Here is a 20,050-nt window from a genome sequence, read left to right as displayed (position 1 = left end):
TCTCTTCACGACGTTCCACCGTTCGAAGAAGTGTCGCGCGCGATGCGAAATTGCGCGCCAGCCTATCGCGGACGTGCGGTGAGTGTTCCGCATGTCAATAACAGCGATCCGTCAGCGGTCCGATCGCGATTGTGGCTTAGCCTGCCTCTGCATGATTGCAGAGTACTACGGCGTGCCGCTGTCACGCGCAGAACTTTATCGAGGGCAACCTGTCGGACCACACGGCCTGAGCGCGCTGCAGCTGGTGGATATCGGCCGGCAGTATGGCTTGTTCGCCGAGGGCGTCCATTTCGGGCCGCAAGTGAACGTCCGCGCGATCGCCACTCCAATGATTCTTCACTGGCGGGACGCTCACTTCGTGGTGCTCGAAAGGTATCGCCATGATGTTATTGACATTGTAGACCCAGCGGCGGGCCGCATTCGACTCAGCCGCGACGAGTTCTGGAGAGCGACATCGGGTATCGCATTGTCGTTCGCCCGCACGCCGCGCCGACGTACGCGCGTGTGGCGCGCTCGCCTCATGCGCCACGCGCGAGGGGGCGGGGCGATCGCGGCAGCAGTAGTTGGAATCTACGGGACAGCCTATTTGACTGCGCCCTTGCTGCCGACGGTAGCGCGCGACACACCAAGCCATCTCTGGATCGTCGCGGGACTCACGTGCGCACTCCTAGCGATGACTCGGGAGGTCGCTGTGTCCGTGCTAGCGGCTTGGTTCTCACAAGGGGCGGACATACCGCATCCAATGTTTCTCCTTCGCGACCTTCGTACCGGACGACACCGAACGACATTGGATGCTGTTGCGGCGGCACACAACGGGGCCACGCGCGCGGCACTGCAACTCCATCGCGATTCAGCCTCACCGACGGCTTTGTGGCTGTCAGGGACTGCGCTACTCGGGCTTGCAACTCTCGGCCCCATGGTGGTCGGTCTGCTCGCAGTATCACTGCTGCTCGTGTTCCTGCCTGTCTTGGTTTCGGCCGCGCACGCCCGGGCGGCGATCGCGCACCGCGCGAGCGCACACCTGCTTTCCACGCACTTGCACCATGACTGGAGTCTGCGCACCGCACGCGCGGCGGCTTGGCTAGCTGCTCGGTGGCTGCCCCTGTACAGCACGTACCGGCAGACCCAGCGACTCCTACGCTTGGGGCGTGGCGCGGCGTACGCCATCAGCATCGCAACCACCTTTGTGGGGATGCAGTTCGCGGCACGAATGCTCGTCGAACTTGGGACAGGCCGTGCTGCGGTCGCTACAGGGGCCGCAGCCTTCAGCGCCTACCTTGTGCTTGCTGCGACTTGGCAGTCTATGTCATCCCGCCTAAGTGGGAACGGTGGCGTGAACGACGTCGGGGCTCCTGAGAGATTGGCAGATGAGACGCTCCACGAACTCGGCCGGGGTGCCGCTTTACAGTCGCACAGCGGTGCCCCTGGGCAACCGCCACCACCTGATGCGACTTTGATCGCACAACTGCTGCGTGACCTCGCCGTCCACCCATTGCCAGCCAGAGATACACCTCATGTCCGCCATGGTCTGTGGTGGGCCATCACCGCTGTCTCGGCGTTGGAGGGCACTCGGTATGTTGATTTCCTTCTAGCTGAACCGCTCACCGACGGAGACGGCGACCCGCTCACTTGGGGCGACGCCAAGAACACTGGATCTACGACAACAGAGGTAGGTGCACACGCTTTCGCTGCCTCGTCGCGAAGCCTGCTCTTTCCTGGCACGGTGGCCGACAACATTCGGTATGGTCCGTGGCCGCTTGAGGAACACCGGATCGTGGATGCTCTTGAAGCATCAGGCATTGCCTTGGCGCTGGAGATCCCCTCCGAGACGGTGAGCAGAATGCGCATGGAGCAGGTTCCGATCTCGGTGCAAGACTTTGTTCGCGTCGCCCGTGCGCTTGCCTATCGTCCGACGGTACTGGTCTGCGACGACCTCTTTCGCGACGTATCGGCTACAACGCGTTGTGAATACTTCAAAGCACTTCGAGCGGCTGTCCCAGTCGTGGTTACCGTGACTACCGACCCCGCCCTCGCCGACGGCGCTGATCATCACTTCCAGTACTCGGGTGCCGGAAGCGGCGCCAACGGGGAACGAAACCGTCAGAAGAGCGACATGACACCCCCGCTGGTCGGTTAGCTCTAGTTGCTAAGTGCGTTGATCACAGCGGAGCAGGCAGGCTGGAGGCGGGGGGAAGGTTGATCAAGCTGCTTAAGCGTCGTCGGAGATACTGGAAAAGCAGGTAGTCATCGAGCGCGCGGGTGCGCCAGTACGAGGTCAACGCGGGCCTCGCAATAAGCTCTCACGTGCGCAGTTCGGCTTGGTGACTCTATACAATCTCATATTGGTGATGGCCGCCGCATGCGCGTCGTCGACGTCTGCAGCCGCGAAGAGCGGTCGGGCGCTGCCTGCGCAGGCTCGGCCGCCTGTAACACGCGGCGGTACCACATGTTTACAGCCTCGCGCCAGACGCCCAGCGCTGCGGCAATCGTCCCCTGTGACTGGCCCGCCTCCACGCGGGTCACAACTTCGTATCGCGCCAACGGTGTGAAGTAGGCATTTTTGTGGATCTTCATATGGGCTCTGGCGATTACGAGGGATCTCCTCGGCAATCTCAACTTGCAACTCCCATCCCTTGGGACCAACCTCTTTAACATCTACACTTAGCGACCCCCTAGCTGATCGAGGATCACTCGGGCTAGGGACCTACGACGCCCCACGATATGTGCCCGCATGCTGGACCCGGGAGCTAAGGTCTCCCCACTTCCGCTGCGTGGTGGTGTGCGTAGTGCAATACGCACCAAGTAACGTGGGTCCGCAGGGTTCTCAAGCTCTAGACCAGCTCTTTGATCACTGCGGACCATGGGTGCCGTCGCGACCGCGATCACCTGCCCACGCAACGGGCGCGCCTGCACTGTCGACTCCCACGGAATCTCTAGAGTGACAGATTGCCCGATCCGAATCGCAGGCACATCCTGTTCGCGGACGTAGGTGCGAACCTCCCATTTCGATCTACTCGCTACACTCAGGAGAATGTCGCCTTCGTCAACCATGGCGCCTAGCAGACCGTCAAGGCGAGAACCCATCACCACGCCGCTAGTGGCCGCTCGCAGTGTCAATCGGCGCAATTGGTCCTCCTGCTCTTGGACCTCCGCCTGCAAGCTCGCCAGCTCGAGCGACTGTCGTACCTCTTCGTCGCGTTGCAGCGCGAAGCGACCGGAGTCGTTGAGTGCCGACCGAAGCCGTGATGCCGCTGCGACGACTGCTCCGCGAGCGCTCTCTATGCGGACTGGCAAGGCATTCGGATCGACCAAGACCGAATCAATCGGCCGGGGATCGCCAAAATCGACCAGCGTAGTTAGCAACATACTCCGCGCCTGTGCGAGCTCCACCCGCGCTTGGACAGCCTGTTCCCAAGAACGAATCTGGTCGAACTCGGCCGCGCGCCGCGACATTTGATGCTCGAGCACGCGCTGCCGCACCGTACGGCGTAGGCGCTCGACCGCGTTGCGCTGTGCGGAGGATTCAAGTAGCGCCACGATCTGGCCCCGGTGGACCGAATCGCCATCCGCAACGAGCAGGGCCTCGACGCGCCCACGTACTGGCGTGCGCACCAACTCGAGCTGCGCCGGCTCAAGGACCCCAATCGCGACGATTACACGAGTACCTGTCGCCTTCGCGATGAATATGGCAGCAACGACCATTGAGAGCGCGACCGTGCCCAGCGCTATGCGGATCGGGCGTGAAACGACACGATGGAATGGGACGTGCTCGTCCGATAGCAGATAGCGCGCATGTGGAGCGTCAGTCATTGGCGCGCTAAGGAAGCCAGAGAACGCTCCTGCGGGGCTCCGTACCCCCAGAACTCGCGATACGCCGAATCAGTCTCGATCATCACAGAGTGGCTCTGGCCACCGCGAATCTGTGCCCCGCCGACCCAATAAACTTGATCAGCGAGATGGGCGATGGTCTCACGATGCGTTGCGATCAGCATTGTCGTCAATGGGTACGCGCCCCGAATCCGCGTCAGCACAACATGCTCCGTGTGCGGATCGAGGCCTGAGGTCGCCTCGTCAAACACGAGGATGGGTGGTCCGCCAGCAATTGCGCGTGCGATCGCAAGACGTTGACGCTGCCCGCCTGACAGCGACATTCCCGCTTCGGAAACCTGAGTGTCCAAGCCCGCCGGCAGGGACTGAACTAGGTCGATGAGATCGGTTGCCTCCAGTGCTTGCTCGATGGCGACCTCGCTCAAGTGGTTACGTCCCATGAGGATATTGTCGCGCACGGAGCCAGCCACCATCCCCCCCTCCTGCAGTACGATGCCCATCGAACGGCGTGCGTAGTGCAAGGCGTCATGCGCAAGGTCGAGGCCTCCCACCACGACCCGTCCAGATTGCGGAGCGTACAGCCGAGCTACAAGTCGAAGAATCGTCGACTTGCCTGCACCGCTCGGACCGACGAGTGCCGCCAGTGCCCCCGCCGGCACGCGCATGCTTTGGGCTCGCAGAACCCAGGCGCCTGTGCGGTAACCGAAACTAACGTTCTCGAGCACAATCGTATTGGCTGCCCGCGAGTGCAGTTCCGCCATCCCAGTCGGCGTATCCGCGTCCGAGTCGACTGGTGCGTCGTAGTATTCAAAGAATCGTGAGAGAGCGACAGCCGCCTCCTGCATCGAATCGACCAAGCCAAGCAACTGTCCAAATGGCCCCGCCATCAGGCCAAGGTAGGCGGTGAACGCCATGAACGCCCCTAGTGAAAGCTCCTCGCGCACCACCATCGTCCATCCAACCCAAGAGAAGAGCGCTGTGCCTGCCGCCGCAATTGCCGCGACCAAGAAACTTCGAAGGCTGTTCAGCGCAGCCAGTCGAAGCGCTGCGCGTTGAGCCGCTTCCGTCGCATCACGCGCGCGATCGAGCATCCACGCTTCAGCCGACACAACTCGCACGGTTCGAAATGTCAGAGCGGACTCGTAGCGCGCGGCTGACAGGTTGGCGCCCGCTTCTGCCGATGCTTGCGCCAACCGTCGGCCAATCCGGCCCATGAGGTAAGTCAAGAGTGCACTGACGGGGACGACGACGACCGCCAGCACCGCCAAGCGCCAGTTGAGCCAGAAGAGCAGCGCAGGAGCCGTAACGAGCATGGTGACGCTCAAAAGGAGCGTCTGAATCATGCCCAACACCGCCGCCAACGCCTTCTGGAGATCGCCGTACCGACTCACCGTTTCGCCTGACTGCCGCCCGTCGAGGATCCTCGTGTCCGTTCGCTGAAGTCGATCAAAGAAGGCGAGTGCAATTTCGCCACTCAGGCGTGTCGCCAAGACCTGGCCAACGTACGATCGGAGCGCCGACAAGAACGCGATACCCGCAGAGAACGCCGCGATACCCGCGACAAGCAGATGGGCATAGGTAACATCCCGCGCCGGCCAAGCCCGATCAAACAGCTGCTTGGTGAGCAGTGGCACTGGAAGTGCGAGCAACTGGATGCCCGCTTGGAGAAGAATCGATGTCGCGACCGTGCGAAGTCGATGCCGCGTCAACCGTAGCAGGCGGGCGGCGAGCAGGACGCCGGATGCGAGTGTTGGGAGTGTGGCCATTGCTATTCGTAGCGCACGCACCCAGCGGATGACGAATGACGCCGGGGGAGTTCGTAGGGCGAGACCTCAGGTTTCCCAATGGTAAACAACCATCTTGGGCAACCATGTATCGAGCCGAGGTTGAAAGTCCTGTATATTTGCCCCATCTTAGTTGTGCCGCTCTCCGGAGGAAACTGTGGCTATTGAACGCTTGGGGGCAATCGACGTCCTCTCACCGGCCAATGTCGGCGCGTTAGCGTCGGCCCTCGAATCGCTAGGCTATTACCGTTACTGGCTCACGGAGCATCACTCGCCGCAGCAAAGTGGTAGTCCCATGCTTATGGCCGCCATCGCAGCAGCGTCTACGTCGCGCCTGCGTATCGGAACCGCTGGCGCAATGCTCCCGTACTACAACCTTCCTAGGCTCGCGTCAGAGACCCGGCTTCTTCGCTCGCTGTTTCCGGACCGGTTCGAGTTTGGTGTGATAAATGGAAGGGTGAGAGATCCCATCTTGCATAATCGAATGCTCGACGGCGTGCCACTTCGCGACTATCCCGCAGCGATCCGATACCTCATGTCGATGGTCACTGGATCGTTCTCCATTGGCGATGAGGACGCGCTGCCGACTGAGCTAGAGGATTTTTGGATCTGTTCGACCAGTCCCAGCAGCGCTACACTCGCAGGAGAGTTAGGCAGCCGATTTGCGTACCACCACTACCTAGCCGCGGGCGTGCCGCTGGCCGAGTCGCTCGCGATTGTCGATCAGTATCGCGAGCAGTGGTCACTGCGCCGAGGCACGGCCCCTCCCCCGGTTGTCTTGGTGTGCTATGGCTGCTGCGCGCAAACCGAATGGGAAGCACGCGAACGGTGGGCTGCCTCGATCGCGCAAAAAGGACACAGCTGGCCGCTTCCTACGACCGCGGAACCACGATTGCGCGACCGTAGTTTTCCTTGCTTTCTCGGCTCGGGGCCCCAGTGCGTCGCCCAGCTTGAGGAGCTGGCGAACGTGTATGGAACCACCGATATAGTGCTTCAGTCGCTCGCACCATCCTTTCCGCAGGTCGTCGAGTCCTATGCCTTGATTGCGGCCGAGCAACCCGCTATCACACCGAGTTCTGGCATGATAGCAGGCCCCGCGCGCTAGTGCACGAGTACTAGATCAGCCACAGTAGAACGTGCCGCAAGTGCAGCCGTTCTGCGAAACGCAAGTCGGCTGACAGGTAGGGCTGGAATGACGGCACGTCACGCACGTCGATCCGCTCGTGTCGCACCCGGGATTGCCGCGGCAGTTCGTAGGAATCACAGTCTCGTTCCCGTCCGGGCAGAAGCCCGGCATGTAGGTGTTGTCGACTTCGGGGAAGTCTTCGCCGCCGTACACCGACGACAGCGCGCTCTGCCCAAGGTTCCGCAGCGTTTCCTTCGACAATGACAGCTTCGGACGGTCGCTCACGAGAATTCTCCGTTCTATTGGTCTCCTCTCGGTCGGACGACCGGGAGGTACTGCATCTGGCTGAGCCGAAGTGCCCAGCCAGGCGGGCTGGAAGCTACCGCCGCGCTAAGGCGGATTCAGACAGACGTCGTGTGTAATCAAGCAGACGTAGCTCGCCGGTCTCAGATGGATCCCGGGCCACTCGATTTAAGAACATGTGCACCAAACTGTCGACTGCCTCCTCCGAGAGCGCCAGTATCTCGGAACCAGAGGCAGGGTGGCGGACGGCCAAACTCTCGGCTATCGATGCCGAGCGGCGCTCGTACAGCGCGCTAATCGTAGTGCCGCTCGCATGCGGCACGTCGCCCCCATCAAAAACGCTTTCGAAGAGAGGCCGAAATTCCCGAAACGACTTGCTCCATGTACGCGATTGGCGCGAGGGTGGTACGCGCCGTCGGAGGCGTTCGACCAATTGTCGTGTCGGCGCGGCGAGCGCGCGGAACATGGTTAGGACGCCTTGCAGCACCGCTGCATCTCGAAGTGCGGCGCTCGGCATGTCGGCAAGGTACGGAAGCAGTGCAGCAACGGCGATGCTATCTGCGTGAAACACCCTCTCTACAAGCTCGATCGCCGCTGCGCCACCGTATCGCTCAATCTCACGGACATAGGTATCGAACACGACAGACGATACGCGGTGTTCGCTCACGGCGGAGTCAAGACTCGCGTCGAGCTGCTGAAGCAGCGCAAACTTCGCGCTGGTCGGCGCGCCATGGACCCGCACGCGCAAATGGAATCGCGGATCGTGATAGCGCAGAAAGAACCACCCGTCTATGACTTGTCGGTGCTGCGCCTCCGAAAGGAGCGGCACGATGTATTCGGTCAGCAATCGATCGGCGTGCCCGACCCCGCAGTAGATCTTCAGCGAAGTCCAAGGGCTGCTCAGGGTTTGGCGTCGGTATCGCGGGTCAATGACGGCCGGTTCATTTTCGACCCGAAGGCATGATGGTTCAGAGATACTTGTAGAAACTCGAAACTGCGTGGTTTTTCGCGCCGCGGGCACAACAAACGGCAGAATGATCTCATTCGTGTGTGCGCCATCTGGGCCCGTCAGGGGCATGGCGTCGGAGGGCGTAGAGCGCTCCTGTAAGACTAGCGGAGCCGGTGCACGGAGGGACTCCACTAGGAGCGCGCGCCCCCACGCGGCCCCCAGATCCACCGGTAACGAGTTTTCGCCCTCAGCAATTGCAACGTGACGCGGGATGCCGAGCCGCATGCGGAGATCGGCGAGCAAGTGTGCCAGCGTCGATGCGTCGGCAGCATCACGAAGTTGCTTCAGCTCGGCCCATGGAATGCGCCATTGCGCGCGAGAGACGACGAGCCGCCCGATGGACACTCTGGGCAACATAGGCAAGTCACCATGCGCTCCCCATGTCCAGTTCGGGACTTGCGCCGCGTCTTGATGTTGAAGCAGGCACAGAAACTGATAAATGGGCAGATTGGACCCATGCGAAAAGTTGTGCGCGGTACTACAGCGAATGATGACTTCTCGGTCGAGACGTATAGACCTAAGCATCACACGCCCGCGCTGGACACTTACTCGGAGATCCGAGAGATCTAACTGCTGGTCGGCGGGTAGCGCAGAGCGTCCCAAATACGGCACTTCCAACGGCCGGAGTGGTGGTCGTCGAATGACGTTCGCAAGTCGAGCCTGCGGGAGGTGAACCAGTTCAGCAAACACCGCCTCCGGCGCACTGCACGCCTCGTGCTCTACGTGCGAGCGAACTGCCGCGGTGAGACGGTCATCTAAGTAGCAAAAACGGCCCAGCAGCGATGTCCCCGACGGACCCGACAGGCCCTTCAGAACCATGGAGTACTGGCCGCGATCAACATCGGCACAAGTGGCGTTCTCGATGGAGATCATGGCCGCGAAGGAGGCGGGAAGCGGACGGTGTTCGCGCCCGTTCTCCAGCCGTGCAATGTCCTCCGGGGTCAACTCAATCGTAGTGCGGCTCGCCGACGCGGCCCGGATGAGCAGCTCGGCTAATGCGGCATCCCGTCGGCGCTCAGCATCCACTAAATTCGCATCCAGCGCCGGCGGGCGGCTGCGGGCCTCAAACCCAGGCAGACCGACACCGACTTCGGCGTCGAGAGCGATGCTCAGGGGCACCTCTTCGGTATCGAAGCGTTCGACAAATGCCTCTCTGAAGCCGCGCAGCGGATCCCGAGGGAGGCTCACACGTTGAAGTTGGTGGACCGCTGCCAGCAGGTCGTCAACGAGAGTGCGTGAGAGTTGGGCTTCGGGCGCGTTCAGCCGAAGATCAATCTGCACCGTGTGTCGCGCGGTCACTGGGGACGGCAATGTCGCAAGCAGTCCGGTGATCCGCTGCTGCCACTCGTCGCTGCTCGCCATGCCTTCGGTGTCCGCGAGCGATGCGCGGAGTTGCTCAAGCGCACTCACCCAGCCGCCAGCCCCATTAATCTTGCTAAGCTGTCCGCAAAGGGTCGTAAGTGGATCTGTATCAGTTAGCGCTGGATGGAGCGAAGAGACCAAGATCCCGTCGTCAATCAGCTCTTTGACGTAGGTACGCGCCTCCTCAAGCTCATAGCCCTGTTCGGTAAACTCCCTGACCAGCTTCGGCACCGAAGTCCCGGCGCCCGCGAGTCGCATAACGGTGTTGAGGGCGGCGTCTGCATCGAGCGCCACCAGCGAATATCGCTGATCCTTACCTCGAGACCGCGACTTGGCATAGAACCAGCGTACCCCGACGCGCGACAAACTTGAGTTGGCATGATACGTTACGCATTCATCGTCCCAGAACGCATCGGCGACTCGGCGGACGATCTCGTCCAAGCAGTCGCTGTCGAGGCGGGCGACAGGGGTATGCGAAGCCGCGTGGCCAACCGATAGGCGCGTCGCACCGGCCACTGTCCCATACGACACGCCGGCGAACAGTCCGAACGGCGTGGGACGATAACTCATTCGTGAGATATAGCGCGCCGCCGCGTGCAACAGCGGCAAGCGTTGCCGGATGGGGGTCGTAGGCCCCACACGATCGATGCCGTCAACAAGGTCAGGGGAGGCGTGGCGCAATGCAGCTCGGATATCCGGACGTGTGACAAGAGCGGCAACGGCGGCCGCGTACATCACTTCCAGATCGTCTGTCGCCGCTGCACCGATAGCATTTGAAGCGCTGGCTGTGAATAGCGGCGCGCTCTCCATTGCTCCGAATCTCTCGAGCGTACCGACGGGGAGCACAGGGGCGCGTAGGAGGAAGAACTGCGCTTCGTGGAGGGCCATGCGAGGGGAAAATGGTGCCGAGCAGCCAGTGGTCGAGCAGTTCCTGGCAACGGGTTAGGGCGGTGTGACTAAGGAACCTACGGGTGACGTACGGGGCAGGATCGCCGCATGCACGCTATTCCCGATATCTCGGCTACCACGTACAGCGCGCACGCGCGTAATGAGGTTTGGATACTGCACTGTCGGCGTGCACCATGGATTGGGTGTGCGCGATGGTCGAGACAGGTATCTGCGAATCAGCGTTAGTGCATCAAGCGGGGTAACACCTCGCCGGCTGGCGCAGTGTGACGCTAGGGCGAACTTGCGCCGGGAAGCGATTCGTCAGCGCGGAATCCCGGCGTGGGAGCGAGTACCCCCAAATGTAGAAACTGCTCAACGGTGCGGACGACGCCGACACGCACCCCGGCCTGCTGGGGCAAGTCATCTGCTTCATTCGGAAGCGCGTTGAGAATCGCGTCCACCGAGGTTGGACTGTCGAACAGATCAAGAAGTTCGAGCTGCGCCGCGGAAATCACCATACGCCTCGGAGTTGTTCTCGTGCGAAATAGCAGCGTCGCCCCTGACGTACGCCCCGGCTCCGTCGTCCCCACATCATTTACTGCGGCTGCGCGAAGCACACGGGTTGCACTCGCAATCTGGAGGGGGGCCCGTTGCCAGTCGTCGCCCAGCGCAATGCGCATGAGTGTTTCGGTGAGCTCATCATACGGAGAATTGAACGTGTCAAGCACCTCAAACCACGCCTGCTCTGCCAGCGTCGCTCTGTCGAGGCTCGCGCGGGCGTCTGCATCAGGTGCGTTTTCGCGCGCCGCCGCCAGAGCGCGGCGCATGTGCACAAGCAACGGCATTTCGGGCGGCGCCTCCCGGGCGAACTCGCGCGCAGCATCTTCAGAAGCCGGCCTGAGTGCTTGTAAGCTCTGCGGAAATGCGCGATCTAGCAGAGCCGCATCATGCGAAAGTCGCCAATCGGTCTGATCGGGCTCGGTGATATTTGCCCCGTCGCCCATAAACAGCACGGACGGAATTGCCGGATCCGCCAACTGCAACGCACAGTAGCCAATCCCGGAGACTCCGACGAGCAAGGTGGGGTCAAAGTCGCCGCCAAGAACGCCCGAGCGCCATCGTCCCGCCCGGTAGAGTGTCGGCAATGTGTCAGCGAACGTAGCCAAAGCATGCTTCAGCGCGACATCGTCACGATAGCGAAGCGCGCTGCGGACCGCATCGGCATTGCCGCATGCTCCGTGGCAGAGACAGTACGCGCTAGGATCATCGGCGAGGGCGCGCAGCTCGATGCATGCTTTCTCGAACTGTGCAACATGTCTCGCGTCGCGCGCTAGCGAGGCAACACGCGCACGAACAGGGAGCATCCCCGGTGCGCCATAGCACCAGGTGGTGCTGTACGTTTCTCGGTGCGTCGGGATCGAACCTCCGTTCAAAACGCTCCGGCACAACGTCATGAACTCCTCGTCGTCCTCCAACAAATGGACGACAGGGTTGCGCAGATCGGGCCAGTTCGCCTCGGATTCTACGAAGAACTGCGCCTCGTAGTCTAAGGCTCGCTCGGCGACGTACAGGTAGCGCGGATCGCCTAGAGTTGTGTATGCCTCCATCAGCGACCAAGCGGCTCCCGAGGCCCCATGAGCAAAACCAACTTGGTTTCGGAGCGCAGAGAGTGAAGGCGAGCCCCATGAGGCCCCCTCCGGCTCATCGAGCTTATCCCGTAGCAGCGCGTCGGCGTGGGCGCGCATACCATCCAGACACGCCTCCCGGCCCGACATGCGATACAATTCAAGCATGCCGACGATCGCGCCCGCGGAGCCATCAATGATATCGTACGACCGTACTGTTGGCGCCGCCGCCGCCAAGGCGTCGATCATCTGCACAAGCCAATCGGGAATCGGTTGGCCAAGCGCTTGATACACGCGACAAGCCGCGTACGCGATACCCAGCTGCCCCGAGTAAAGGGAGGTCACCCTTCCCTTCGCCAGCTCGGCAGGCAATAGGGCATGTCCGAGCGCGCCCATTGCAAGTCGCGCAAAAGCATCGTCCGAGGTAAGCCGCGCAAGTTCAGCGAGAAAAACTGCTACACCGGAAGACCCGGCGTATAGAGCCCCACCAGCCGGCGCATACTCAACACTCAATCCTTGCCGAGATCCACGCATCGGCTGCACGGTCTCCCACGTACAGTTCTTACCGGTCCAACGAGCTTGATCGGCTAAACTGCTGGCAATCTCGGACGCCAGTTCAATCAGCGGACGCGGATCCGTCATATTTCAGTTAATCATAAGCAAGAAGGTATCGCCGCAGGGGACGAAGGATAGTGATAGCCTAGGCTGCCACTGTCAATGCCTGTTGTCTGTGCCGCATGAATGGTACAGAAGTGTTGGGATGAGCCCCAACGGCTTGGACAGCCGGGGGCCGTGATTTGACTTACGCTGAGCGGGTGAGGTGTTGCTGCTTTCCGTACTCCGCGGGCGGGGGGTAGCCGAGGATGTAGAGATCGGCAGATCGTAGCACTGGGCAATCCGCCGACAGCTCCAGTGCTGCCGACGCCGCTTCTCGATCTGCAGCCAAAGATGGGCGGCGATCCGCTGCGCCGAATGATGTGGCGTCGACGCGCGGTCGTGCAGCGCCTCCGGGGTTTGGTCCGCGGCCCGACGGCACCACTTGTACACAGTCTGGCGCGAGACGCCGGCTTCGCGGGCGCCCACCGCGACGGGCACATCAGCCGCGACGCGCTGCACCAACACCTCTCGCCCAAACGGGGTGAGACGTGCCAACTTGTGGATGTTCATTGGGACTCTGATGGTTGTGGATTGATGCCTCAAGAATCTCAGCTTGCAGCCATTTTCCCCTGTGAACAACCTCTTGGTCATTTCAACCTAGAGAGCATGCGTATTGAGTGCGAGCGCAGGGCACCACTGGAAACGGGTGGAGGTCTTGGTTGGCTACGTCGGCCATGATCGCCGCACTGTAACCACGGTGATCGTCGGACCCGGCCCCAGCGCGCTGCACACACGAACGCGCTTTCAGCGCGACGGTGACTACGCACAAGATGTAGTGGGTCGTTTGCATCGCGCTTCCGCTGTGCGCGACGACTATGTCGGTGAGTGGCATTCACATCCGGAGGCCGGCGGACCGAGCATCGTCGACTGTGGCAGCACGTCGTGGATCAGCGACAACCCGAGATACGGTCGGACGAACCGGTGATGATCATTATGGAGTGCGTGCGTAGACGAGAGCGGCGGCCGCAGGCCTATCCATCGGGCCGAACGACACCTCTGGCGGTGTCGGCAAGCGCAGGTCCTGATGCGTCCCAAGCACAATCCGCTGCGCCGAACGCCCTCCGTTACTTGGCCTGCCCGATGTAGCTCGTGTCAAACCGCGACGGAGACAGGCACGGACTCGCGTGGCCGTTCTGTATCCTGCCAAAACAACGGTAGCAGGAACGGTTGCGCCCTGACTGTGGCTGCTGCGATCATAGTGACAGAATCAGTGACAACTTCTGACACCATCATCGCTCAAGTCTTGTCACTAACGGTTGCACGATGATCCCGTCATGACTGCCGAGGACATCGCATCTCGAGATCTTTCAATTACTTCCGAGTGAACTGAGACGACCTCACTTTTTTGAGATCTCATCATGCGGTCAAACGCAGTGCATCTCCTGGATATGCGCCGAGTCCGCCAGCATGATGGCGCAGAGATCGCGCGTGGCGTTCGTGGCCCAGATGGTGCCCTTGTAGCCCTGGGCCACCAGATAGGGCAGGCGCCCCGCGTGGTCGATGTGCGCATGGCTCAGCACGATCGCGTCGATTTCTTCGACGGGCAGGGGGAGCTTCTGGTTCTTCTCGCGGCTTTCCTTGCGGCGTCCCTGAAAGAGACCGCAATCGAGCAGCACGGTGCGCTGGGCGCTGCCGCTGCCCAGGCGCAGGATATGGCACGAGCCCGTGACTTCGCGGGCGGCACCAGCAAATTCGATGTGCACGAAGGGAGGGGAAGAGGTCCGGTGAGTTACCGTTGAGACCGCATCCCACAATTCTGCGCACTCGCCGCTCGCCGCGCGAGGTGCCGAGCCATGGATGACCCGCCACCCCGCGAAACGCGTAGCGGGTGGTTGATACGCTTACCTACCAGTCGCGCTGGCGTGGCCACATGGCGAACGACTCGGCGCGATGCACGGTGAACCAGTGCACAGCCCGGTCGAGCCAGCGTCGCACCATCGTCGGTATCGACCTGTCTGTCATGTCTGCTCCTGCATGTCCTTCGTTGAATACCGCTTACGCCACGCAATGTTGCACATCCTTCGTGTCCGCGCCGTGACACATCGCACGAACTGCGCCGCATTTCCCTCTTGAACGTGCGGCACGTCACTTGCTCCGCAAGCAGACACGACGATACTTGCTGTCGTATGCATGAGCTGCGGGGCACACGAGGCATCACTCGGTGCGCAACGCACGCATTGGTCGCTCACGTTTTGTCTCTGGAGACGCTGCGATGCCGCACTGCGCCGACCTGCCCCGCCCCACGCCCGTCGTATTCATTGCTGCGGTGCATTGGGAGTCACCGGCTGCGCCGACGCGCGCCATGGCGCAGGCCTGTGCCACGCAGCGTGACGTGCTGGTAGTGGAGCCACCGCGATTTCTCGACGATGCTGCGTACCCCATGCTGCACATTGTGCAGCCGAATGACTGCACCGCACACGAGGACGCGGCGGTCACGCACGACCGCGCACACTGCGATCGCGGAGAAAACGTGCCGGCCGATAGCCACGCACTGGTGCGCGTGATTCCTCTATTGCCGCGACGCCTCCTCACAGAGTCGGCCGCCACCATGCGCGATGTCTGGACGCTCATCCGCAGCGAACTGCTGCGCTGGCGCTTTCACGATGCGCCGCTGGCCGAGCGTTTCGAGTCGCCGCAGTACTGGTGCTGCCTCCCCGATGCGCTCACCAGCGTGCGCGAGGTCTTCGGTGATGGCGCGTTACTGCGCGAATGGCGTTACGGCGTGTCGGACGGCGTGGCGTCGGGCTGAGCCGCCTCGGACGGGGACGCGGGGCGCCGTGCGCGCAGCGAGCGGCGCGCGAGCACTTTCTGCAGCGATTGCCGATGTAATCCCAGTGTGCGCGCCGTCTGGGCAATGTTGCCACCATGACGTGCCAGCGCCGCAGACAGAAAGGCCCGGTCAAATGCCTCGAGAGCCTGCTCGCGCGCTTCCGAGAAGGACAGATGCATGGTGGCTGCCACCAGGGCCTTGGCGGCATCGTCCTCCACACCACCCGAGGGCATTGCAGCCTCTCGGAGCACGGGTGGAAGATGCCGAGGCTCGAGAGTGAGTCCGTCACCCAGCACCAGGGCACCTTCGAGCACGTTGCGCAGCTCGCGCACATTGCCAGGCCAGGCATAGGCAACAAGGCAGGCCATGGCCTCCTCGCTGATGCGCTGCGCGGTCTGCGGGTGCTTCATCCCCACCTGTCGCAGGAAGTGCTGTGCCAGCATGGGAATGTCCTGCGGACGTGCGCGCAGCGGCGGCAGCGTGATGACCACCACGTTCAGGCGATACAGCAGATCCTCGCGAAACGCCCCGTCGGCGACCATGCGCTCGAGCGGACGATTGGTGGCCGCAATGACGCGGACATCCACGCGTGTGGGCTTGGTGCCGCCCACGCGCTGCACCTCGCCGCTCTCGAGCGCGCGCAGCACCTTGGCCTGTGCGCCGATGCCGAGGTCGCCAATCTCGTCGAGGAACAGCGTGCCGCCATGAGCCGCTTCGAACAGTCCGCCGTGATCGCGCACCGCGCCGGTGAACGCGCCACGTGTGTGCCCGAACAACTCACTCTCGACCAGTTCGGTGGGGAGCGCCGAGCAATTGAGGGCGACGAGTGGACGCTGCTGACGTGTGCTCACGGCATGCAGAGCACGGGCCGCCAGCTCCTTACCGGTGCCACTCTCACCAGTGAGCAATACCGTGACGTCGGTGCGACCCACGCGCTCGAGGCGTTCGAACGCCTCGCGCATGATGGCGCTGCTGCCCAGCAGCCCGTGAAAGGCCACGGACGCTTCGTCGGGTCGATGCAGTGCCAGTGGCGGCAGTCCGTCAGTGGTGAATCGAGCGACGTCGCTCATGATTCGGCTCCTCGAATGGTGACGGGGGACACGTCACGTCGCGTTCATTGCCATCGCTCCTCGCAACATCATCAACGCCAGCGTGCTCGGCAAGAGCACGCCGTGGGCAAGCAGTGTCACACGTGACGCGAAGTGTGACGCAAGTCGCGCATCATGTCTCTGACAAACGCGCCCATGTTCGGACCTCTGGTGCTACAAATGCCTCCAACGCGACCAGCAGGCGCTCTACATGATGTTCGTGCAGCAGCCAGGCGCGCGGATTGCCACGCAGAAATCCCTCGCTGTCCATGTATGCCAGCATGCTCAGCAACGGCTCCCAGAATCCATCGACGTCCAGCAAGCCCATGGGCTTCCTGTGCACGCCCAGTTGCGCCCATGTCCAGGTCTCGAAGAACTCCTCGAGTGTTCCGATGCCGCCGGGCAGCGTGATGAAGGCATCGGCCAGACTGGCCATCATGGCTTTGCGCTCATGCATGCTGTCCACAATGTGCAGGTGTGTCAGCTCGCGATGCGCGACTTCGCGTTCGACAAGACCGTGTGGCATCACCCCAATCACTTCACCGCCGGCCGCAAGCGCGGCGTCGGCCATGGCGCCCATGAGTCCCGTGCGGCCCCCGCCATACACCAGACCGATGCCACGCCGCGCGAGTGTCTGTCCCAGCGTGCGGGCGAGGGCAACGTACGCAGGACGGGCTCCGTCGTTGCCGCCGCAGTACACACCTACGCGCTGCAGAACGACCGGGGTGACAGGAAGGGTCGGCGGTGTCATGTCGTGAGAGAAGAAGGCCAGTCGAGTTGTGGACGTGGACGAGCAAGAACGCGCAGCCGGCGGGCTGCACCCCATAGTACCGGCGCCGCCACCAGTGGACCAAGACAGGCCAGCCATACGATAACGACGTCCACCACGGTGTGGACGCGCGGCATGTTGAACGCCCAGGCCTGCCAGGCCGTGAGCAGCGCATCAAGACTCACGCAGGTGGCAAGCAGCAGAGCCAGTCGGGCCGTGTGTCGGCGCGCCACCGTCGTGCGTGGCGCAAACGCCTGGCGACGCAGCAGCGTCCAGAGCGCCACCACAAGCAGCACATCGAACAGCACCCAGGCCGCGTGTACGGCGGTGTGCGGAAACCACGCGGCGGTTGGCGCGGCCGCCAGCACGAGCGTCCACGGCACCAGCAGCCAGCACAGCGCACGCAGTAATGGCGTGGGGCCACGGAATATCGTGCGCAGCGCAAACCGCAGCAGCGATCCTCCGGCAAACGCGCGCAGACCATCCAGCAAGGCGCGCCATCCCGAACCTTCCCGCGGCCATGCCAGATAGATGGGCTCCCAGCGGTCGGGTCGCAGCTTGCGCTTGAATGCGGCAAGCCCCTCGAAGTTGAACAGGGGACGCGACCAGTGTCGCACGCGCTGCAGCCAACCGTCCACCGGACCGTGCAGCGGAGCCAGTCCGAGCGAGGCCCAGGTCACACCGTCTGCCGCGAGCTGCAGCATGGCGTGATCCACAAGCAGATCTGCGGTGCCATTGGGTGCGTCGGGATCGCGCAGCAGATGTTCCAGCAGCCAGCCAGCGCGCGCAGGTACCGGCGCCATGGCGAGCAGTCCGACCAGTTGTCCGTTCTGCTGCGCGAGAAACACGCGCCGCGCGGCGGACTGGGTGGTGAAATCGATCTGCACGAGAAATCCCATGGGGGACATGCTGCGTGTGGCACGCCAGCGCGTCACGAGTTGCTGCACCGCTTCGCCTGTTGCGCCGGCGGTGACATGCCGTGCATCGACTTCCTGAATGGCCACACCCTTGGCTCGCGCCCGGCGACATTGTTCACGCAACGAGCGGTGAGCCTGACGGTGTGCAGTCCATGCCTGCGGATTCCAGACGGGTTGTTCGCCCAGCAGTCGGCGGGCGAAGCGCGGCGATTGCACCAGTCGGCCTTCGGTACCAAAGAAGCTCGCGCGTTGACCGCGGGCGGCGCTGTCATCCACAAAGCGCTCGGCCACCGTCAGCAAGTCATCGAGCGAAGCCACCGGCTCGCCGGCCGCCACGCGTGCGCGCCGCACCTCGAGGTAGGCCACAAAGGCCCGTGGACTCTGTGCAGCCCAGTCGGAGGCGACCGAGTCGGAGGCGGCCACCTCAGGTGAGGCCCGCCAGTACCAGCGCAGGAGGTCGCGGCCCAGTGAACGGAAGGCCGTGGCCGTGCGCCCGTGCAGCCGCACAAGATCCGCACTAGCTTCGGGTATGTCCTCGTCGCATGCCTTGCCCACGTTGCGCATCGTAGACCACCCGCTGGTCCGCCACAAGATCACCTTGCTGCGTGATCGCGCCACGCCCACCAAGCAGTTCAAGGAACTGGTGGACGAAATCGCCATGCTGATGGCCTACGAGGCCACGCGCGATCTCGAACTCGACCCCGTGCGGGTGGAGACGCCGCTGGAAACCACGTCGGGGTGGACGGTGCGCGGCAAGAAGCTCACACTGGTGCCCATTCTCCGTGCCGGCCTCGGCATGGTGGAAGGCATCCTGCGTCTCATGCCGTCGGCGCGGGTTGGCCACATTGGGCTCTATCGCGATCACGACACGCTCGAGCCGGTGGACTACTACTTCAAGGTGCCGGCCGACGCGAGCGAGCGCGATTTCCTGCTGCTCGACCCCATGTTGGCCACCGGGGGCAGCGCCTCGGCGGCAGTGTCGTCACTCAAGCGGGCGGGGGCCACGCGCATCCGCTTTCTGTGCCTGGTCGCGGCGCCGGAGGGCGTCGCGCGACTCGCGGCGGATCATCCCGATGTGCCGGTGCTCGCGGCCAGTCTCGACCGCGAGCTCAACGAACACGGCTACATTCTGCCCGGACTGGGCGACGCCGGCGACCGCCTGTTCGGCACGCGCTGAGCGACGCGGCGGATCAGGTGACGATCAGGTGACGATCAGGTGAACCACTCGCGCGGCGCGAGCTTCTGCTGCGCAGCTACTTCCAGCACCCAGGCCTGCGCCGAGGGTTCGGTCACCTCGTCTTCGACACGGTCAAACCAGGATTGGGCCTGCTCATCGTCACCGATGCGCCGCCACAGCTCGCCGACCAGATAGGTGATCACCGCCCGTTCCTCGGCCGGTACGCCATCCCAGGCGTCGAGCGCCTCGGCAAACCTCCAGGCGGCGTGACGACGGAAGTAGCGTTCCGCTTCCACGTCGCCCTCGTCGACGCAGCACCACGCCGCTCGCAGATACAGATCGGCAAGATACCGGGCGTCCTGGCCAAGCCACTGCGCCACCTTGGCCGCATGCTCGTACTTGAGGGAGCCCGAAGGCAGCGCGTGTCGCAAGGCCGGTCCCAACTCGGTCCACACTCGCGTGCGAATCAGTTCGGTCAATTCGACCTCGTCGCCGAAGTCGCGTGTTACCCCGGCATAGCCACACTGCGTGCAGAGATGCACGAAGTAGGGCAGGGGTTGCATGCCGGCGGCGCGCTCGTGGAAATCCGTGCGCTTGCCGCCGTAGCCGTTGGTGGCCACGACGGTTTGCGAACGGAAGGACCGGGCGCATACCGGACAGGAGAGTTCAATGAGATGAAGCGTGGTCATGGCGCATCGGGACACGGTGATGTCGATACAGTGTCGGCTGCGCCGGCAGCGGAGTTGA

16 protein-coding genes and 1 pseudogene are annotated in these 20,050 nt (G+C 62.8%); 6 read left to right on the top strand and 11 right to left on the bottom strand.

Features of this window, described 5'->3' with window-relative positions:
- Positions 1-91: 91 nt before the first annotated feature.
- Both B2747_RS20185 and B2747_RS01155 read left to right on the top strand, forming a co-directional pair.
- Positions 92-472 (top strand): annotated as a pseudogene (locus B2747_RS20185) (cysteine peptidase family C39 domain-containing protein); the annotation flags it as partial.
- Positions 473-1,453: 981 nt separating this feature from the next.
- A complete protein-coding gene (locus B2747_RS01155; protein ID WP_291155718.1) occupies positions 1,454-2,137 on the top strand; it encodes a hypothetical protein in 684 nt (227 codons plus the stop codon).
- Between the two features lie 200 nt (positions 2,138-2,337).
- Here the strand turns inward: B2747_RS01155 and B2747_RS01150 are convergent, their stop codons facing one another.
- Together B2747_RS01150 and B2747_RS20180 are read right to left on the bottom strand one after the other, a co-directional pair.
- Positions 2,338-2,574 carry a hypothetical protein gene (locus B2747_RS01150; RefSeq protein WP_291155715.1) on the bottom strand — a complete coding sequence of 79 codons (237 nt, stop codon included), beginning with the start codon at positions 2,572-2,574 and terminating at the stop codon, positions 2,338-2,340.
- An 87-nt stretch (positions 2,575-2,661) separates the two neighbouring features.
- Complete coding sequence (locus B2747_RS20180) at positions 2,662-3,612, bottom strand: HlyD family secretion protein (RefSeq protein WP_414652158.1); 951 nt, start codon at positions 3,610-3,612, stop codon at positions 2,662-2,664.
- Between B2747_RS20180 and B2747_RS01145 the strand changes: the two genes are divergently transcribed.
- Positions 3,550-3,705, top strand: a complete 156-nt coding sequence (locus B2747_RS01145; RefSeq protein ID WP_291155712.1) for a hypothetical protein — start codon at positions 3,550-3,552, stop codon at positions 3,703-3,705. The two genes, B2747_RS20180 and B2747_RS01145, sit on opposite strands and share 63 nt — an antisense overlap.
- A gap of 101 nt (positions 3,706-3,806) precedes the next feature.
- Here the strand turns inward: B2747_RS01145 and B2747_RS01140 are convergent, their stop codons facing one another.
- Positions 3,807-5,594, bottom strand: coding sequence for a peptidase domain-containing ABC transporter (locus B2747_RS01140; RefSeq protein ID WP_291155709.1), 1,788 nt, complete (start codon positions 5,592-5,594; stop codon positions 3,807-3,809).
- A 175-nt stretch (positions 5,595-5,769) separates the two neighbouring features.
- Here B2747_RS01140 and B2747_RS01135 point away from each other — a divergent pair, with 175 nt between their 5' ends.
- The gene (locus B2747_RS01135) at positions 5,770-6,717 is read left to right on the top strand and encodes an LLM class flavin-dependent oxidoreductase (protein WP_291155706.1); all 948 of its coding nucleotides are present in this window, start codon (positions 5,770-5,772) and stop codon (positions 6,715-6,717) included.
- Positions 6,718-7,117: 400 nt separating this feature from the next.
- Here B2747_RS01135 and B2747_RS01130 read toward each other — a convergent pair whose 3' ends face one another.
- From B2747_RS01130 to B2747_RS01120, 4 genes are all read right to left on the bottom strand, one after another.
- Positions 7,118-10,300 carry a lantibiotic dehydratase gene (locus B2747_RS01130; protein ID WP_291155704.1) on the bottom strand — a complete coding sequence of 1,061 codons (3,183 nt, stop codon included), beginning with the start codon at positions 10,298-10,300 and terminating at the stop codon, positions 7,118-7,120.
- Between the two features lie 290 nt (positions 10,301-10,590).
- Complete coding sequence (locus tag B2747_RS01125) at positions 10,591-12,567, bottom strand: lanthionine synthetase LanC family protein (protein ID WP_291155702.1); 1,977 nt, start codon at positions 12,565-12,567, stop codon at positions 10,591-10,593.
- A gap of 72 nt (positions 12,568-12,639) precedes the next feature.
- Positions 12,640-13,092, bottom strand: a complete 453-nt coding sequence (locus B2747_RS20175; protein ID WP_414652154.1) for a leucine zipper domain-containing protein — start codon at positions 13,090-13,092, stop codon at positions 12,640-12,642.
- A gap of 854 nt (positions 13,093-13,946) precedes the next feature.
- Positions 13,947-14,285: an MBL fold metallo-hydrolase gene (locus B2747_RS01120; RefSeq protein WP_291155700.1), complete on the bottom strand. Its 339-nt coding sequence runs from the start codon at positions 14,283-14,285 to the stop codon at positions 13,947-13,949.
- Between the two features lie 509 nt (positions 14,286-14,794).
- Here B2747_RS01120 and B2747_RS01115 point away from each other — a divergent pair.
- A complete protein-coding gene (locus B2747_RS01115) occupies positions 14,795-15,331 on the top strand; it encodes a hypothetical protein (RefSeq protein WP_291155698.1) in 537 nt (178 codons plus the stop codon).
- Here the strand turns inward: B2747_RS01115 and B2747_RS01110 are convergent.
- The 3 genes from B2747_RS01110 to B2747_RS01100 form a co-directional block, all read right to left on the bottom strand.
- Entirely contained in the window at positions 15,298-16,422 is a 1,125-nt protein-coding gene (locus tag B2747_RS01110; RefSeq protein WP_291155695.1) for a sigma-54 interaction domain-containing protein, read from the bottom strand. The genes B2747_RS01115 and B2747_RS01110 overlap by 34 nt on opposite strands.
- A 151-nt stretch (positions 16,423-16,573) precedes the next feature.
- Positions 16,574-17,191 carry a TIGR00730 family Rossman fold protein gene (locus B2747_RS01105; RefSeq protein WP_291155692.1) on the bottom strand — a complete coding sequence of 206 codons (618 nt, stop codon included), beginning with the start codon at positions 17,189-17,191 and terminating at the stop codon, positions 16,574-16,576.
- Positions 17,188-18,681 carry a DUF2156 domain-containing protein gene (locus B2747_RS01100; protein ID WP_291155689.1) on the bottom strand — a complete coding sequence of 498 codons (1,494 nt, stop codon included), beginning with the start codon at positions 18,679-18,681 and terminating at the stop codon, positions 17,188-17,190. Before B2747_RS01100 ends, B2747_RS01105 begins: the two co-directional genes overlap by 4 nt.
- On the opposite strand from B2747_RS01100, the gene upp reads away from it, so the two are divergent.
- The gene (gene upp, locus B2747_RS01095; protein ID WP_343125844.1) at positions 18,674-19,303 is read left to right on the top strand and encodes a uracil phosphoribosyltransferase; all 630 of its coding nucleotides are present in this window, start codon (positions 18,674-18,676) and stop codon (positions 19,301-19,303) included. The genes B2747_RS01100 and upp overlap by 8 nt on opposite strands.
- A gap of 35 nt (positions 19,304-19,338) precedes the next feature.
- On the opposite strand, the gene B2747_RS01090 is transcribed toward upp, so the two are convergent.
- Entirely contained in the window at positions 19,339-19,992 is a 654-nt protein-coding gene (locus B2747_RS01090; protein ID WP_291155685.1) for a DUF2225 domain-containing protein, read from the bottom strand.
- Between the last annotated feature and the right edge of the window lie 58 nt (positions 19,993-20,050).

Source organism: Gemmatimonas sp. UBA7669 (genome assembly GCF_002483225.1).
Lineage (GTDB): Bacteria > Gemmatimonadota > Gemmatimonadetes > Gemmatimonadales > Gemmatimonadaceae > Gemmatimonas.
The sequence above is the reverse complement of the archived record's forward strand: the minus strand, read 5'-3'. Positions and strand labels throughout refer to the sequence as shown.